This is a genomic window from Pseudomonas sp. IT-P44 (assembly GCF_949768225.1).
Lineage (GTDB): Bacteria > Pseudomonadota > Gammaproteobacteria > Pseudomonadales > Pseudomonadaceae > Aquipseudomonas > Aquipseudomonas migulae.
This window is the reverse complement of sequence record NZ_CATKQM010000061.1, coordinates 1-15500: the sequence shown is the minus strand read 5'-3', so window position 1 is coordinate 15500 and position 15500 is coordinate 1. Positions and strand designations below refer to the sequence as shown.

General features: G+C 60.0%; 15 protein-coding genes. 13 read left to right on the top strand and 2 right to left on the bottom strand.

Annotated features, from left to right (window positions below; translation table 11 throughout):
* Window positions 1-159: 159 nt before the first annotated feature.
* On the bottom strand, window positions 160-444 hold the full coding sequence (locus ACM6IO_RS25280; protein WP_192496347.1) for a DUF3077 domain-containing protein: 285 nt from the start codon (window positions 442-444) through the stop codon (window positions 160-162).
* Between the two features lie 503 nt (window positions 445-947).
* A complete protein-coding gene (locus tag ACM6IO_RS25275; RefSeq protein ID WP_192496348.1) occupies window positions 948-1967 on the bottom strand; it encodes a DMT family transporter in 1020 nt (339 codons plus the stop codon).
* Between ACM6IO_RS25275 and ACM6IO_RS25270 the strand changes: the two genes are divergently transcribed.
* The 13 genes from ACM6IO_RS25270 (at window position 1962) to ACM6IO_RS25210 (ending at window position 15130) form a co-directional block, all read left to right on the top strand.
* Window positions 1962-2525 (top strand): helix-turn-helix domain-containing protein, encoded by a 564-nt coding sequence (locus ACM6IO_RS25270; protein ID WP_192496349.1) that lies wholly within the window; start codon window positions 1962-1964, stop codon window positions 2523-2525. The two genes, ACM6IO_RS25275 and ACM6IO_RS25270, sit on opposite strands and share 6 nt — an antisense overlap.
* A gap of 161 nt (window positions 2526-2686) precedes the next feature.
* Entirely contained in the window at window positions 2687-3007 is a 321-nt protein-coding gene (locus ACM6IO_RS25265) for a hypothetical protein (RefSeq protein ID WP_414912455.1), read from the top strand.
* Window positions 3008-3223: 216 nt separating this feature from the next.
* Complete coding sequence (locus tag ACM6IO_RS25260; protein ID WP_414912454.1) at window positions 3224-4426, top strand: SfnB family sulfur acquisition oxidoreductase; 1203 nt, start codon at window positions 3224-3226, stop codon at window positions 4424-4426.
* 10 nt (window positions 4427-4436) lie between these two features.
* On the top strand, window positions 4437-4865 hold the full coding sequence (locus ACM6IO_RS25255) for an acyl-CoA dehydrogenase (RefSeq protein WP_414912453.1): 429 nt from the start codon (window positions 4437-4439) through the stop codon (window positions 4863-4865).
* 276 nt (window positions 4866-5141) lie between these two features.
* Window positions 5142-5459, top strand: a complete 318-nt coding sequence (locus tag ACM6IO_RS25250) for a hypothetical protein (protein WP_223480188.1) — start codon at window positions 5142-5144, stop codon at window positions 5457-5459.
* A 290-nt stretch (window positions 5460-5749) separates the two neighbouring features.
* The gene (locus ACM6IO_RS25245; RefSeq protein ID WP_414912452.1) at window positions 5750-7153 is read left to right on the top strand and encodes an LLM class flavin-dependent oxidoreductase; all 1404 of its coding nucleotides are present in this window, start codon (window positions 5750-5752) and stop codon (window positions 7151-7153) included.
* A gap of 779 nt (window positions 7154-7932) precedes the next feature.
* Window positions 7933-8838: an AMP-binding protein gene (locus ACM6IO_RS25240; RefSeq protein WP_414912451.1), complete on the top strand. Its 906-nt coding sequence runs from the start codon at window positions 7933-7935 to the stop codon at window positions 8836-8838.
* Window positions 8835-9611 (top strand): ABC transporter ATP-binding protein, encoded by a 777-nt coding sequence (locus ACM6IO_RS25235; protein WP_192496353.1) that lies wholly within the window; start codon window positions 8835-8837, stop codon window positions 9609-9611. Before ACM6IO_RS25240 ends, ACM6IO_RS25235 begins: the two co-directional genes overlap by 4 nt.
* On the top strand, window positions 9611-10492 hold the full coding sequence (locus ACM6IO_RS25230) for a branched-chain amino acid ABC transporter permease (RefSeq protein WP_008029209.1): 882 nt from the start codon (window positions 9611-9613) through the stop codon (window positions 10490-10492). The genes ACM6IO_RS25235 and ACM6IO_RS25230 overlap by 1 nt, the downstream gene beginning before the upstream one ends.
* Before the next feature lie 4 nt (window positions 10493-10496).
* Entirely contained in the window at window positions 10497-11546 is a 1050-nt protein-coding gene (locus ACM6IO_RS25225) for a branched-chain amino acid ABC transporter permease (RefSeq protein ID WP_192496354.1), read from the top strand.
* 30 nt (window positions 11547-11576) lie between these two features.
* A complete protein-coding gene (locus ACM6IO_RS25220; RefSeq protein ID WP_192496355.1) occupies window positions 11577-12917 on the top strand; it encodes an ABC transporter substrate-binding protein in 1341 nt (446 codons plus the stop codon).
* A 3-nt stretch (window positions 12918-12920) separates the two neighbouring features.
* On the top strand, window positions 12921-13688 hold the full coding sequence (locus ACM6IO_RS25215; RefSeq protein ID WP_414912450.1) for an ABC transporter ATP-binding protein: 768 nt from the start codon (window positions 12921-12923) through the stop codon (window positions 13686-13688).
* A gap of 14 nt (window positions 13689-13702) precedes the next feature.
* Window positions 13703-15130, top strand: a complete 1428-nt coding sequence (locus ACM6IO_RS25210) for an FAD/NAD(P)-binding protein (RefSeq protein ID WP_414912449.1) — start codon at window positions 13703-13705, stop codon at window positions 15128-15130.
* The last annotated feature ends 370 nt before the right edge of the window (window positions 15131-15500 follow it).

Sequence of the window (15500 nt, the reverse complement as noted above, 5' to 3'; positions counted from 1 at the left end):
GAGGCTTGCCCGCGAAAAAACGACCGGACGACGCGTTCATTCAGACAGCCCGCGTTATCGTCCATCGCCGGCAAGCCGGCTCCTACAGGAGGGATGTGTACATGGCGACCAGCAACACCGGAATATCGCAATCATTGTTGGTCATCGGTATGTGCGGGTTCATGCGTCACCTTCCGCTTGAGCGGCGTGCATGCCGTCAATAGAGGCCTGCACCAGTGAACGCGCGGTGCCGATCATATGTTTGCTCGCCCAACGCAGGGTTGCGACGTGCTCCGGTAGCGTTGCGTTGGGAGCTTGATGGGCGAGGGCTTCGGCGCAGCTGAGGTAGACCGAGGCATGTTCCAGGGCGTCGAGCAGCGGGATGTCGGGTTGTACAGCGAAGAGGTGAAGGTCGACGTGGTCGCACGGGGCGAAAGGTGTGTGTTTTGTGGTTGCGTTGGTCATTGGTGTAACTCCTTAGATATCAAGAGCCGCCACCAGGTCGCCGTCAAACGAAGGGGTGGCAACTGTGCGCAGGTTGACGGACCGGTCTAAGGTACCCGGCGCACCCGGAAGTGCCCCGCGCACAGTCACCATTAAGCTTTGTACCGAGCACGTAAGTGCACGAGCAAAGTTGGAAGACAATGCACACCTTAGTACCGCCGAGCCGTCAAACCCGATCACGAATGAGTCGTGACAGGCGCGAGGATAGGGAGTGAGGGTCAGTCAGTCAACCGGCGAAAGGCCGGAAACAGCTGCACTTCTTGTAGGCTTATTCCGGCCCTGCTTTCGTGCGTTTTAATACGTGGCTGACCTATCCGGTTCTTGCCAGAGTGTTCGCGGGGTGGGCGTCCGGCCCCTTCGCGAGCAAGCCCGCTCCCACATTTGATCCATGGTGCACAGGAGATCAAATGTGGGAGCGGGCTTGCTCGCGAAGACGATTTATCAGACGCTTCAAATCTTGAGGTTTACCCCTGAGTTTCGCGCTCCAACTCTTCCTCGACCGCAGCAGCCTTACCCTTGGTCTTCAACTCACTCACAATCACTGCCGCCACAATCAACCCCGCGCCCACCAACGCAATCGCCGGCAACCGCTCCCCGGCGATTCGCCCGACGATTCCGGCCCACACCGGTTCACCGGCATAGATCAACGTCGCCCGCGTCGGCGAAACGCTCTTCTGCGCCCAGTTCATCGCCACCTGAATCGCCGCGCTCGCCGCGCCGAGGCCGAGGGCGCTGCACAGCAATAACCATGAAAAGTCAGGAATGACTTCCTGAGTCGGCACCACCAACAAGAATGACAACACCGAAGTGGTCGCCAATTGCACCACTGTCACCCGGCGCACATCGACTTGGCCCGCGTAGGTGCTGATCAGAATGATCTCCGCGGCAATCGCGATGGCGCTGATCAGCGTGGCGATTTCACCCGGACTGAAGTTGAACGAAGCGCCCGCTGGCCCCGACAGCAACATCAACCCGGTAAACGCCAGCATGATCCCGATGCTCGGCATCAACCCCGGGCGCCGCCCCAGCACCAGCCATTGCAGCAACGGCACGAAGGGTACGTACAGCGCGGTAATAAAGGCCGACTGACTGCTTGGAATGCTCTGCAGCCCGACGGTCTGCAAACCGTAACCGAGCATGATCGCCACGCCGATAAAGGCGCCGGCCTTGAGTTCGAACAGGGTCATTTCCCGCAGATGACGCCAGGAGAACAGGGCGACGATGCACGCGGCGGCGGCAAAGCGCAGGCCGACGAAGAACATCGGGCCGCTGACGGTCATCGCGTGCTGCACCAGCAAGAAGGTCCCGCCCCAGACCATGGTGATCAGCACCAGCACGCACTCGGCCTTGCTGAACTTGCGGGAAGAAGCCGGGGAAGAGTTCAACGACGTCATGACCTTGCGCGCTACCTGAGGGCGACGCACAATGCGCCGAATGTTGCGCAGTATACTGCCCAACTCCGACAAGTGAGCAATATAGTGCACAAAGATTCAACGCAGCGGGCTTCGGTCCTTCAGCACGTCAGCCTGAACGTTCGGCGTCTGCGCCACGCCGCCGACATGAGCCAGACCGCGCTCGCCGAGAAGTCCGGGGTCAGCCGCCGGATGCTGGTGGCCATCGAGGCCGGCGAGAAGAACGTCAGCCTGACCACCCTCGACCGCGTGGCCGAAGCGCTGGACGTGGCCTTCAGCGATCTGATCCAGGCACCGGACGCCCGCGACCCGAGCCGCATCAATGAAGTGGCCTGGGCCGGGGTGATTCCGGGCAGCAAAGCCGTGTTGTTGTCCAAAGCCACCGCCACCCGCGAAGTGGAACAGTGGGAGTGGTGCCTGCAACCAGGGGAGATTTATCCGTCGCAACCGGATGCAGAAGGTTGGAGCGAACAGATCTACGTGTTCGAAGGTTGCCTGACGCTGATGGTGCGCGACACGCCGCATAACATCGGCGCGGGGGAGTTTTTCATGTTCGCCAGCAACCAGCCTCATTCCTATCGCAACGATGGGGAAGTGGCGACGCGATTTGTGCGAAATGTGGTGATCTGATTTCGGATACCGCTCATCTGAAATGATGCGCTACCTGTTATTTATGACAGTAGGCGGGCGGGGTGATTGTTCTTTAAATATCGTTCAGTACGTTGTACTCGTGACTTGCCCTGACTGCCGGGTAGGGTTTGCCCGACCGTCCACTGAACGGAGTTGGATAAATGGCTTTATTACCAGCGCTAAAAGTAAAAGAAGCTGTAGGTGGGGTGATTAAACTTACAGATGTTCCGGCGGATGGCGCTACGGCCCTCATTCCTGTGCCCGATAATAATTTCCCCCGTGAAGATGTCAGCGTGTTTATTGAGCGTCAGGAGTATCTGCTGAAGCTCGGCGTGCCGACCGATGGCTATTATCAAGTAAAAGTACCAAAAAGTACTTTGCTTGATCATGTAGGGCCGAACAAACAGTTCAAATACATCATCTGGCATGACGCGACCGGAGACCTCTCTGATTCAATAAATTACGAGATCTCGCGTTCTTGATTGAGTGGAATAGCAAAGCGCTCGACCTCTACCAAAGGGTCGAGCGTTTTGCTGTCAGAAGTGTTTGTCGAGCAACAGTAAATCCACAGATTGTCTCGCTTCATTTAGTTAAGTCATTTAAGTTTTGTCGGTAACATACTGATTAATAAAGATTAAAGATATTGGCACGACTTCTGTAGAGGTGTTTGGGTATTCACCTGACGCTGGAGTCGCGTAATGACAATCTCAGCCCAACCCCCTCGCACCGTCCACGTCATCCATTCGGATGCCGAGGCAATCGCCGTCGCTCACAAACTCGCTGCACGCTTCGCCATCGAGGCCAGCGTGCGTGATCGCGAGCGCCGCTTGCCGGTTGCCGAGCTCGACGAGTTTTCCGCCAGCGGCCTCTGGGGCATCACCGTTCCCAAGGCATACGGTGGCGCCGGCGTTTCCTACGTGACCGTCGCCGAAGTGATCAAGATCATTTCCGCCGCTGACTCTTCCCTTGGCCAGATCCCGCAAAACCACCTCGGCGTGCTCGATATCCTGCTGCAAACCGCCACCGAAGAGCAGAAGCGTTACTACTTCGGCAAAGTCTTGCAGGGTTACCGCTTCGGCAACGCGTTCTCCGAGTCCAAAAGCAAATACGCCGGGGCCTTTGAAACCCGCATTCGTTTCGACAAGGACACCGCGCAAATCGACGGCGAGAAGTTCTACTGCACCGGCGCGCTGTTCGCACACATCGTCCCGGCGGTGGCGGTTAACGAGCAGAACCAGGCGTTCATCGCGTTCATCGAGCGCGACAATCCCGGCCTGACCGTGATCGACAGTTGGGACGGTTTTGGCCAGCGCACCACCGCCAGCGGCGGCGTCACGTTGAATGCGGTGAAGGTGCCGTTGAACGCGGTGATTCCGGCTCACAAAGCGTTCGACGAACCCACTGCCGACGGCCCGATTTCACAGATCATTCAAGCCGCAGTGGACACCGGCATCGCCGTCGGCGCGCTGGAAGAAACCAAGCGCTATGCCCGTGAATCCCGGCCATGGATCGACAGCGGACACGACCACGGCTGGCAGGACCCGTTCAGCATCGCCGCCATCGGCGACCTCGAATGGCGGGTCCACGGCACCGAAGCGATCCTCAAGAAAGCCGGGCTAGCCATCGACGCGGCGTTGCTCAATCCCAATGAAGACACAGTGGCCAACGCCTCGGTGGTGGTCGCTCAGGCCAAAGTCCTGTCTGCCGAAATCGCGTTGCTCGCCAGCAGCAAACTTTTCGAACTGGCCGGGACCCGCTCGGTGCTCGGTAAGCACAACCTCGACCGCCACTGGCGCAACGCCCGCACGCATACGCTGCACGACCCGGCACGCTGGAAATACCACCTGATCGGCAACTACCTGCTCAACGGCGTCAAGCCTGCGCGCCACGCCTGGAACTGAGGAGTCCACCATGAATGCCTTGACCCAACCGATTGCTGCCGGGCAACCCCTGGCCAAGAGTCAGCACGATTTGCACAACGCCCGCAGTTTGCTCGATGCGACCCTGCGCTTCGTTCGTCAGCAGAGCAAAACCACGGACGATCCGTTTGTCATCAGCCGTTTCGGCGATGTGCACATCCGCATCGAAGTTGCCGCCGCGCTGCTCGAACGTGCGGAAGAATTCTTGAATAGCCATGAAGACGCCACTGAGGTCAGCGTCGCCATTGCCGAGTCTCACCTTGCCAGTGCAGGGGCGCTGAGCGCGGTCAGCGATGCTGAATTCGAACTGACTGGGCAGCGCACTGTGTTGGCTGGATCTCTGCAGGATCCGTTGCGCTGGAAGCTTCACCTTATTGGCAATTTTCGACTGAATGGCATTCATCCGGCGAAGTTTTCTTAGGTAGCTTCCGGACAAATAAAAAAGTTTTTCGATAACAACTCCAAGCCTGTCGCAATGACAGGCTTTGTCGTAGCCGAATTCGTGCTCGACGCGGCCAGTTAAACCTCCGTTACCACTCGTCTGAAACGCATGTTGACCTGTTATTTCTGACAGTAGACGCCCTCGCATTACCGGTTTTATATATAAGTCAGTGCAAGTGCATGCACTAACCCAGATTGGGTGTCGAAATCCGAGCCAATCCGAAAGTTATATTTGATTTTTAAAGGGACGTGCGAAATGTCAAACGAACTGGATGCTCCAAAGGTGGAAGTAACGAAGTTTAACTTTGAAATTTCTACTCCTCCGTCTACTAACAAAAATACAAAAAATGGTCAGCTTGTTCACGGCTGGTTTAAGCCAGGGGAGCTTAATTATTTTTCGTTAGGTACACACGAAGTGAAAAAAGATGGCGAGCAAGCAAATTTTAAAATTGAAAAGAACCACGAAAAGCTAAAGGGCCAAAAAACTGTAGCGTTTAGATATGATCTGGAAAATGCAGACGGCAGTGAGCGGCATAAGTCGACTGCCGTTACAGTTGCAAACCCTGGTTCTTGATTATTAATAGTTGATATGCAAATAAGTGCTCTTGTCTGCCTGCAGATTCGAGCGCTTTCAACCGCAGGTGTTGCTCTGCAAACAGTTGTTCAGCATTTTGTGTTGTCAGATGGATTCCTGTTTCTTGTCGCACGGCATGAAGTGTCGAAGTTTAGTGGCTTATCTATTCTGGCGCGACTCCTGCATTAGGACTCTCATATCCATCAGGAGTCCGAAAGTCATGTTGTCCACTTCTGCTATTCCCCGTTTTAATCGCACTATCGCCTGCGCGGTTTCAGGAGTATTGCCTGATGCCTCGTGAAATCCGCCTCAACGCTTTCGACATGAACTGCGTCGGTCACCAGTCGCCCGGTTTATGGGCGCACCCACGGGACCGCTCATGGCAGTACAAAGACCTCGAATACTGGACCGATCTGGCGAAAATCCTCGAGCGCGGCAAGTTCGACGGATTGTTCATCGCCGACGTGCTCGGCATCTACGACGTCTACAACGGCAACGGTGAGGCGGCGATCCGTCAGGCGGCGCAGGTGCCGGTCAACGATCCGTTGCAACTGATTCCGCCGATGGCGCTGGTGACCGAGCATCTGGGTTTCGGCCTGACCGCGTCGCTGTCGTTTGAACACCCGTATCCGTTCGCCCGACGCCTGTCGACCCTCGATCACCTGACCAAGGGCCGCGCCGGCTGGAACATCGTCACCTCGTACCTGGAAAGCGGTGCGAAGAACCTCGGGCAGAAAAACCAGACTGAACACGACGCCCGCTACGACTTCGCCGAAGAGTACCTGGAGGTTTGCTACAAACTCTGGGAAGGCAGTTGGGAGGAGGGCGCGATCCTGCGCGATCGCGAGCGCAGGATCTTCAGTGAACCGAGCAAAATCCACGAGATCCAGCACGTCGGTAAACACTTCCAGGTGCCGGGCATTCACCTCTGCGAACCGTCACCGCAACGCACGCCAGTGCTGTACCAGGCCGGTGCATCGAGTCGTGGCAAGCAGTTTGCCGCCGAGCATGCCGAATGCGTGTTTGTGGCGGCGCCGTCGAAGGTGCTGTTGAAAAAGACCGTGGCCGACATCCGTCGTCGCGCCGCCGAGGCCGGGCGTGATCCGTCGAAGATCCTGATCTTCAACCTGCAAACGGTGATTCTCGGTGAGACTGATGCCAAGGCTAAAGCCAAGTTTGAGGAATACAAAACCTGGGTCAGCTACGAAGGTGCGATGGCATTGATTTCGGGCTGGACCGGGATCGATTTCAGTCAGTTCAAACCGGATGAACCGCTCAAGCATGTGCACACCAACGCCATCCAATCGGCAGTGGAAGCGTTCTCCACGGCCGATCCGAACAAGGTCTGGACGCCGAATGAACTGGCGGACTGGGTCGGGATTGGCGGGTTTGGTCCGCTGTTTGTCGGCAGCCCCGAAACGGTTGCCGATCTTTTGCAGGAGTGGGTCGAGGAGACCGATGTGGACGGCTTCAACCTGGCCTATGCGCTGACGCACGAAACCTTTATCGACGCCGTGGAACTGCTGGTGCCGGAGTTGCAGAAGCGTGGGGTCTACAAGACCGAGTACGCACCGGGGACCTTGCGCGAGAAGTTGTTCGGGGAGGGCGCGCGGTTGCCGGAGATACATCCGGGAGCGGGGTATCGGGATTTGGCGGGGTTGCGGCAGCAGGAGAGGAAGGTGGTGTCTGCCTAGACGCCATCGTCGGAACGCCGCCCGCAGCAAGCCGGCTCCTACAGGATTTTGTGTCATGCACAAATATCGCTGGCGACGCGAAACCTGTGGGAGCGAGCCTGCTCGCGAAGGGGCCGGCACATCCAACATTGATGTCGGCTGTCACGCCGCCATCGCCGGCAAGCCGGCTCCTACAGGGTTTTGTGTCGTGCACAAATATCGCTGGCGACGCGAAACCTGTAGGAGCGGGCTTGCCCGCGAAGGGGCCGGTACATCCAGCATTGATGTCGGCTGTCACGCCGCTATCGCCAGCAAGCCGGCTCCTACAGGGTTTTGTGTCGTGCACAAATATCGTTGGCGACACGAAACCTGTGGGAGCGAGCCTGCTCGCGAAGGGGCCGGCACATCCAGCATTGATGTCGGCTGTCACGCCGCCATCGCCGGCAAGCCGGCTCCTACAGGGTTTTGTGTCGTGCACAAATATCGCTGGCGACGCGAAACCTGTGGGAGCGAGCCTGCTCGCGAAGGGGCCGGCACATCCAGCATTGATGTCGGCTGTCACGCCGCCATCGCCAGCAAGCCGGCTCCTACAGGATTCGTGTTGTGGATGATATTTGCAGACAACACAAAACCCTGTAGGAGCGAGGCTTGCCCGCGAAGAGGCCGGTACATCCAGCATTGATGTCGGCTGTCACGCCGCTATCGCCGGCAAGCCGGCTCCTACAGGGGATGGTGGTGATTTAGAGATTTTGGCCCAGCGGACCACCGCACGCTTTTGCCCATGAACAGGAGGTCAACCCATGAGCGTGCATGAACTCAAACGTCCGCCCCTCGCGGACACCGCCGAGCGGCGGGTCGAGCTGCCCACGGCGCTGGAGCAATTGCGTCACTGGGCGCAGGTCAGTCCGTTGCAGCCGGCGTTGCGGCACAAGCGCCATGGCCAGTGGTTTGTCTGGCGCTGGATCGATGCCCTGCGCGATGTCGAGCGTTTGGCCGACGGCTTGCGCCAACAAGGTTTTACCGAAGATTCGCGCCTGGCCCTCAGCGGTGCGTTCGAACCGAATCTGTTGCTGCTGGCCCTGGCCGCACAACACATCGGCGGGCAGTTGCTGACCCTGCCGGACAACCTCGACCCCGAATCCCTGCACAAAACCCTCTGGCGCAGCGGGCCCACGCACGCCTTCGTTCAGGGCCGGCAGACCCGGCAATTGTGGCTCAATCAGGGCCAAACGCTGCTCAACTTCAACGACCTGCTTGGCTCGGTCGACACTCCTCAGCGCCTCAGCCGTTGGCGCCAGAACGCGCAACTGTGGAGCGAAGAGGGCACGCAATGGCAGGCCGGCCTGACGGTGTTGCTTGAGCAATGGCTAAGCAGCGGCCAATCCCTGGCTTTCCCGGAAAGCCCCGGCAGTGCCAGTCGCGACCGTCGTGAGGTGGCGCCTTCGGGGCTGCTGCTGTCGGCCGAACGCCTGCAACTGCTGGCCGAGGAAATCGACAGTCGCCTCGCCGCGCAAGGCACCTGGCGTCGGCGTCTTTGCGAGTGGGCCATCGCTCACCCGGAAAAAGGCCTGCAACGCCTGATCAAGAATCGCGTTCGGCGACTGCTCGGTTTTCACAACCTGCATTACATCTGGCAGGCCACGCGCACGCCTGAGGTGAAAGCCGCGCCAACCTGGCTCACTGAATTCAAACGGGACATCGCATGACTTCGACCGATTCCATCCTGCAAGTCAGCGGCATTTCCCTGTCCTTCAAAGGCGTGAAAGCGATCAACGAGCTGTCCTTCGACGTGCGTCGGGGCGAGATCTGCGCGCTGATCGGCCCCAACGGCGCGGGCAAGAGTTCGCTGCTCAACGTGCTGAACGGCGTGTACCGCTTCGACGCCGGTTCAATTGTCTTCGAGCAACAGCCGTTCAAACGCATCGACCCGTTGACCGCTGCGCGCCGAGGCATTGGCCGCACGTTCCAGAACAACGCGTTGTTCAAGAAAATGAGCGTGATCGACAACATCCTCACCGGCCTGTCGCGGCACTTGCGCAGCAGCTTCATCGAACAGGCACTCAACCTGCCGCGAGCACGCCGCGAGGCCGAAGCCTTCCGCCAACAAGCCCAGGGCATTCTCGAATTTCTTGAGCTGCAGGCGCATCGCGATGTGCCGGTGGGCAATCTGTCCTACGGCCTGCAAAAACGCGTAGAGCTCGGCCGTGCCTTGATCGCCGGTCCGCGCCTGTTGCTGCTGGATGAGCCGATGGCCGGGATGAACGCCGAAGAGAAACAGGAAATGGCCCGTTTAATCGCCGACATCAACCGCGACCTCGGCACCACGGTGGTGTTGATCGAGCACGATATGAGCGTGGTCATGGGCCTGTCCGACCACGTCGTGGTCCTCGATTACGGGCGCAAGGTCGGCGACGGCACGCCGGCCGAAGTGCAGGCCGATCCCGAAGTGATCGCGGCGTATCTGGGAGTGGTGCACTGATGACATTTTTCTTCGAAACCCTGCTCGGCGGCTTGCTCGCCGGGACCATGTATTCGCTGGTCGCTATCGGCTTCGTGCTGATCTATAAGGCCAGCGGCGTGTTCAATTTTGCCCAGGGCGCGATGCTGTTGTTCGCCGCGCTGACCTTCGTCAGCCTGCACGATCAGGGCGTGCCGTTTGCCCTGGCGTTGTTGCTGACCGTGGTGGTGATGATCATCGGCGCGTTGCTGATCGAACGGCTGGTGCTGCGGCCACTGGTCAACCGCTCGCAGATCACCTTGTTCATGGCCACGCTCGGGCTGTCCTTCATTATCGAAGGCCTGGCACAAGGCTTGATGGGCTCGCAAGTGCGGGCGCTGGACTTAGGGATAGACGACGTGCCGGTGTTCATCGGCGGGATGATGGTCAGCCAGTTCGACCTGATCGCCGCCGCTGCCGCCATCGTCCTGGTGACGGTGCTGGCGTTGCTGTTCAACAAGACCCGCATCGGCGTGTCGTTGCGGGCGGTGGCGGATGACACCACCGCCGCGCTGTCGATCGGCATCAACCTCAACCGGATCTGGCAGATCGTCTGGGCCGTGGCTGGGGTTGTCGGGTTGGTGGCGGGACTGCTTTGGGGCGCTCGCCAAGGGGTGCAGTTTTCGCTGTCGCTGGTGGTGCTCAAAGCGTTGCCGGTGCTGATCATCGGTGGCTTCACCTCGATTGGCGGGGCCATCGTCGGCGGGCTGATTGTCGGCGCGGCGGAGAACCTCGCCGAGGTCTACGTCGGTCCGCTGATCGGCGGCGGCATCACCCCGTGGTTCGCCTATGTCCTGGCCTTGGCCTTCCTGTACATCCGTCCCGCCGGCCTGTTCGGCGAGCGCGCCATCGAGCGAGTCTGAACCCATGACCATTTCCCTTGCCCGCGAAACCGCGCCGTCGGTGTTGATCCAGCGTCGTATCCCGTTTGGACTGCTTGGCCTGTTATTGATCGCCTTCGTGGTCGTGCCGCTGACCGGCAACGACTATTGGTTGAACGCAATCCTGATCCCGTTTCTGGTGCTGTCCCTGGCCGGCCTCGGCCTGAATCTGCTCACCGGATACACCGGCCAGACCTCGGTCGGCGCGGCCGGGTTCATGGCGGTCGGGGCGTTTGCCACGTATGGATTTTTGCTGCGCTTGCCTGAGCTTGGCTTGCCCGTCGCGCTGCTCGGCGGCGGGCTGATCAGCGCGGTGGTGGGGTTTGTTTTCGGCCTGCCGAGCTCGCGGATCAAAGGCTTTTACCTGATGGTCACCACGCTGGCGGCGCAGTTTTTCCTGGAGTGGCTGTTCGTCAAATTCCCCTGGTTCTACAACTACGGTTCGTCCGGGACCATTTCCGCACCGAAACTCGCGCTGTTCGGCCACGACCTGAACACGCCGCTCGGTCGCTATCTGCTGACCCTGACCACCGTACTGTTGCTGACCTGGGTGGCGGTGAACCTGGTGAAAAGCCAGATCGGCCGCAACTGGATGGCGATCCGCGACATGGACACTGCCGCAGCGGTAATCGGCATTCCGGTGGTGCGCTACAAACACCTGGCGTTCGCCGTCAGTTCGTTCTACCTCGGCATCGCCGGCGCGCTGTGGGCCTTCGCCTACCTGGGCACCGCCAGCGCCAGCAGTTTCGATATCAACCGGTCGTTCCAGATCCTGTTCATCATCATTATCGGCGGCATGGGCAGCATCGCCGGCAACTTCGTCGGCGCGGCGTTCATCAGCCTGTTGCCGATCCTGCTCAGCCACGCCGGGCAAGCCTTGTTTGGTGGTTCGGTGGACGCCGGGCAGTTGCAGAACCTGCAAAAAATCATCTTCGGCGTGCTGATCATCCTGTTCCTGATCAAGGAACCGGAAGGCCTGATCCGCCTGCTGGGCAACCTTCGTGAACGGCTGAGTCACTGGCCGCTGCGCTTCTGAATCCTTTCCATTATTAGATAGAGAGACAACATGCGTGCATCCTTGAAACGTTCGTTGGTCGGCGCCGCTTTGACGCTGGCCGTTTTCAGCAGTGCAGTGCCGGTGGTCCAGGCCTCGGCCGACCAGCAATTCTTCCCGTTGGCCACCTATCGCGTCGGCGCCTACGCCTCCAGCGGCGTGCAGGTGTGGGCCGGGATGCTCGATTACCTGAACTACATCAACGATGTGGAAGGCGGAATCAACGGCGTCAAACTGGTGTGGCAGGAATGCGAAACCGAGTGGACGGCGGAGAAGGGCATCGAGTGCTATGAGCGCTTCAAGAAAGGCCTGGATGGCGCGCCGGTGGCGATCTATTCACCCAACGGCGCGCCGGCGGCCTATGCGTTGAGCGAGCGCGCGGAAGTCGACAAGATCCCGCTGATTACCCTCGGCTACGGGCGCACCGAAGCCACCGATGGCACGGTGTTCCCGTACAACTTCCCGGTGATGCTGACCTTCTACAGCGAGGCGTCGAGCCTGATCAATTACATCGCTCAGCGCGAGGGCGGTTTCGACAAACTCAAGGGCAAGAAGATTGCCACGGTCTATCACGACTCCGCGTATGGCCGGGAAACCCTCGGCCCGTTGAAGCTGTTGGCGGAGAAATACGGTTTCGAGAACATCCAGATTCCGGTGGCCGATCCGGGTAATGAGCAGTCGGCACAATGGCGGCAGATTCGCCAGGTCAACCCGGACTGGGTGTTCCTGCGCACCTGGGGCGTGTCGACGCCGGTCGCCGTGAAAACCGCCGCGCGTTTCGGCTTCCCGGTGGATCACATCGTCGGCGACATCTGGGCCAGTTCCAGCGAAGACGTGTTGCCCGCAGGCGCCGCCGCCAAGGGCTATCTGGCACTGACGCCATACCCCGCAGGCGCTGATTTCGAGATCCACAAACGCCTCAAGCAATTCATCCTCGACAAGGGCAAGAGCGACCTCAAGGACCTGAAAAATTTCGGCAGCGTCTACTACAACTCCGGGCTGGTGAATGCCGCTGTCATGGTGGAAGCGATCCGCACGGCCCAAGGCAAATTCGGCAAGCGTCCGTTGAATGGCGAAGAAGGCCGCTGGGGGCTGGAGCACCTGAACATCGACGATGCGCGGCTCAAGGACATGGGTTATTTCGGCCTGATGCAAAACCTCAAATTGTCCTGCAAGGATCACGAGGGCGGCGGTTCGGCGCGGGTACAGCAGTGGGACGGCGCGAACTGGACGCTGATCAGCGACTGGATCGCCGCCGACCGCGCCTTGTTGCGGCCGTTGATCGATGAAAAATCCGCCGCGTTCGCCAAGGAAAAAGGCCTGACGCCACGCACCTGCACCGGGGATGAATAAACCATGAACCAAGCCGCCAGCGACACTGCCGCCAATGACCTGTTGCGAGTCAACGACATCGAGGTGATCTACGACGGCGCGATCCTGGCCGTGGCCGGGGTTTCGCTGACGGTGCCCAAGGGCGGCATCGTCGCGTTGCTCGGTGCCAACGGCGCGGGAAAAAGCACCACGCTGAAGGCGATTTCCGGGCTGGTGCGGGCCGAGCGGGCGCAAGTCAGTCGCGGCACGATCGAGTTTCTCGGTCGCGATACGGCGGGTGTCGATCCCAGTCTGCGGGTGCGCCAAGGGATGGTGCACGTGCTGGAAGGTCGCCACGTGTTCCCGCAGTTGACGGTCGAAGACAACCTGCGCAGTGGCGGCTTCGTGCGCGGCTTGAACCGCCAGGACCTGGCCCGGGACCTGGAGCGGATTTACGCCTGGTTCCCGCGCCTGAAAACCAAGCGCAAGACCCAGGCCGGACTGACGTCCGGTGGCGAGCAGCAGATGGTCGCCATCGGCCGGGCGTTGATGACGCGTCCTACTTTGGTACTGCTTGATGAACCTTCCATGGGTTTGGCGCCTATTATCGTCCAGGAGATTTTCGAGATCGTCGCCCAACTCAATCGCGACGAGCAGGTGAGCTTTCTGATTGCCGAGCAAAACATTAATGTGGCGCTCAAGTACGCTTCACAGGCCCATGTCCTCGACACCGGCCGGGTGGTGTTGTCCGGCAGCAGCGAGGCGCTGTTGGCGCGGGGCGATCTGCATGACTTTTATTTAGGTAAACACTGAGCAGTGAGAACGCCATGACTGAAACCCAACGCGGACAGGCGACCGACGCCATCCGCCATGCGGACATCCTGATCGTCGGCGGTGGCCTCAGCGGCGCGATGCTGGCGGCGCAGTTGTTGCGCCTGCCCGGTAAACGCTCGTTGCTGGTGATCGAGCCCCGGGCAGAACTTGGACGGGGCGAGGCCTACAGCGCGGTCGAGTTGGGCCATACGCTCAACGGCAACGCGGCGCGCATGAGCGTCGACCCGGACAACGCCGACGACCTGACGCATTGGCTGACCGAGTACATCGCCGGCGGTGGCTGGCCGGAGTCCGATGAGCAGCATGTGCCGGTCAGCGAGCTATTTCCGCCCCGGGGGATTTTCGGGTTGTACGTGCAGCAACGGTTGGCCGAAGCGCAAGCGCTGGGCGCGTTGAATGGCTCGACGGTCGAGCATGTGCGGGCCGAGGTGGTGGACTTGCAGACGCTGGATGATTCGGTGCGGCTGAGCTTGAGTGACGGCCAGCGGTTGCAGGGCGCTTATGCGGTGCTGGCGACCGGGATGTTTCCGGCTGCGCGCACGCCGCAGACCGAGTCCAGTGGCTTGAACGCTGCGGCGCTTGATCCCTGGGGTGTTGCCGCGATGCGTGAGCTGGATCCGCAATCGACAGTGTTGATCATCGGTTCGGGCCTGACCATGGTCGATGCCGTGGTGTCGCTGGAACAGGCCGGGCATCGCGGGCCGATCGAAGTGTTTTCGCGGCATGGCTTGCTGCCGCACGTGCGTCGACAACCACCGGCGTGGGTGGATTTTCTTGCCGAGGATCACAGTATTCGTACGCCGCGACAGTTGGTGCGGGAACTGCGTCGGCATTGCCGGGATGCCATTGAACAGGGTATCGACTGGCAGGCGCCGCTGGATACGGTGCGGGCGCATATCGGTCGGTTGTGGAGTCAGGCGACGGATGGGCAGCGTCGGCAGTTTGTGCGGCATGTGCGGCCGTGGTGGGAAAGTCATCATCACCGGTCGCCGCCGTTGAGTGCCGAGTTGGTTGCACGATTGCACGGGGAAGGGCGGTTGCGGATTCAGGCGGCTTCGTTCAAAGGGCTGGAGCCGGCTTCGGGCGGTGTCAGTATCTGTATTCGTCGACGTGGTGAAGCGCAAACGGTTGTCGTCAGTGGCGCGGCGTTGATCAATTCCAGTGGCATCGAGTACGACTGGCGACGGGTGGCGCGACCGTTGCCGCAGCAGCTGTTGGCCCGAGGGTTGGTGCGGCCGGGGCCGTTGGCGCTGGGGATTGCGGCGGCGGTTGATGGCGCGGTGCTGGGTGGTGATGGGCAGGTTGCGAGTCGACTGTTTGCCATGGGGCCGCCGTTGCGGGGGATGTGGTGGGAGAGTACGGCGGTGACTGACGTGGCTAGTCAGGCCAAGGCTTTGGCTTTGCGCTTGGTTGGGGGGTAGGTTGGGGGTATATCCGTTTTTTTTGTGATGGCTGGTATTGGTTTCGCCCTTACGGCGAGTCACTTTGGAAAAGCCCCAAAGTAACCAAAGGGCTCTTGCCCCTTTCGTTCGGTGGCTCGCTAATGCTTGCCATGCCCTCGCTCCGGTCCTGCTCCGTGGGCCCGCCGCCATCGGCCATCCCTGGCCGGGGGCGGCTAACCCGGCATCCATGCCGGGTTGCCCACTACGCAGAACCTCCACTCAGCCTCTCGAGGGGGCGTGTACCTCAAGATCAAAAGCTGAAGGCGAGCTAACGCTCGACCTGATGAGTGGTGAAAATCAAAAGCAAACGCGATTCCCTGTAGGAGCCGGCTTGCTGCGGGCGGCGTTC

Coding starts and splice junctions, on each gene's coding strand:
- ACM6IO_RS25280 (WP_192496347.1), bottom strand. CDS start 444: ATGACCAACGCAACCACAAAACACACACCTTTCGCCCCGTGCGACCAC.
- ACM6IO_RS25265 (WP_414912455.1), top strand. CDS start 2,687: ATGGCTTTATTACCAGCGCTAAAAGTAAAAGAAGCTGTAGGTGGGGTG.
- ACM6IO_RS25260 (WP_414912454.1), top strand. CDS start 3,224: ATGACAATCTCAGCCCAACCCCCTCGCACCGTCCACGTCATCCATTCG.
- ACM6IO_RS25255 (WP_414912453.1), top strand. CDS start 4,437: ATGAATGCCTTGACCCAACCGATTGCTGCCGGGCAACCCCTGGCCAAG.
- ACM6IO_RS25250 (WP_223480188.1), top strand. CDS start 5,142: ATGTCAAACGAACTGGATGCTCCAAAGGTGGAAGTAACGAAGTTTAAC.
- ACM6IO_RS25245 (WP_414912452.1), top strand. CDS start 5,750: ATGCCTCGTGAAATCCGCCTCAACGCTTTCGACATGAACTGCGTCGGT.
- ACM6IO_RS25240 (WP_414912451.1), top strand. CDS start 7,933: ATGAGCGTGCATGAACTCAAACGTCCGCCCCTCGCGGACACCGCCGAG.
- ACM6IO_RS25235 (WP_192496353.1), top strand. CDS start 8,835: ATGACTTCGACCGATTCCATCCTGCAAGTCAGCGGCATTTCCCTGTCC.
- ACM6IO_RS25230 (WP_008029209.1), top strand. CDS start 9,611: ATGACATTTTTCTTCGAAACCCTGCTCGGCGGCTTGCTCGCCGGGACC.
- ACM6IO_RS25225 (WP_192496354.1), top strand. CDS start 10,497: ATGACCATTTCCCTTGCCCGCGAAACCGCGCCGTCGGTGTTGATCCAG.
- ACM6IO_RS25220 (WP_192496355.1), top strand. CDS start 11,577: ATGCGTGCATCCTTGAAACGTTCGTTGGTCGGCGCCGCTTTGACGCTG.
- ACM6IO_RS25215 (WP_414912450.1), top strand. CDS start 12,921: ATGAACCAAGCCGCCAGCGACACTGCCGCCAATGACCTGTTGCGAGTC.
- ACM6IO_RS25210 (WP_414912449.1), top strand. CDS start 13,703: ATGACTGAAACCCAACGCGGACAGGCGACCGACGCCATCCGCCATGCG.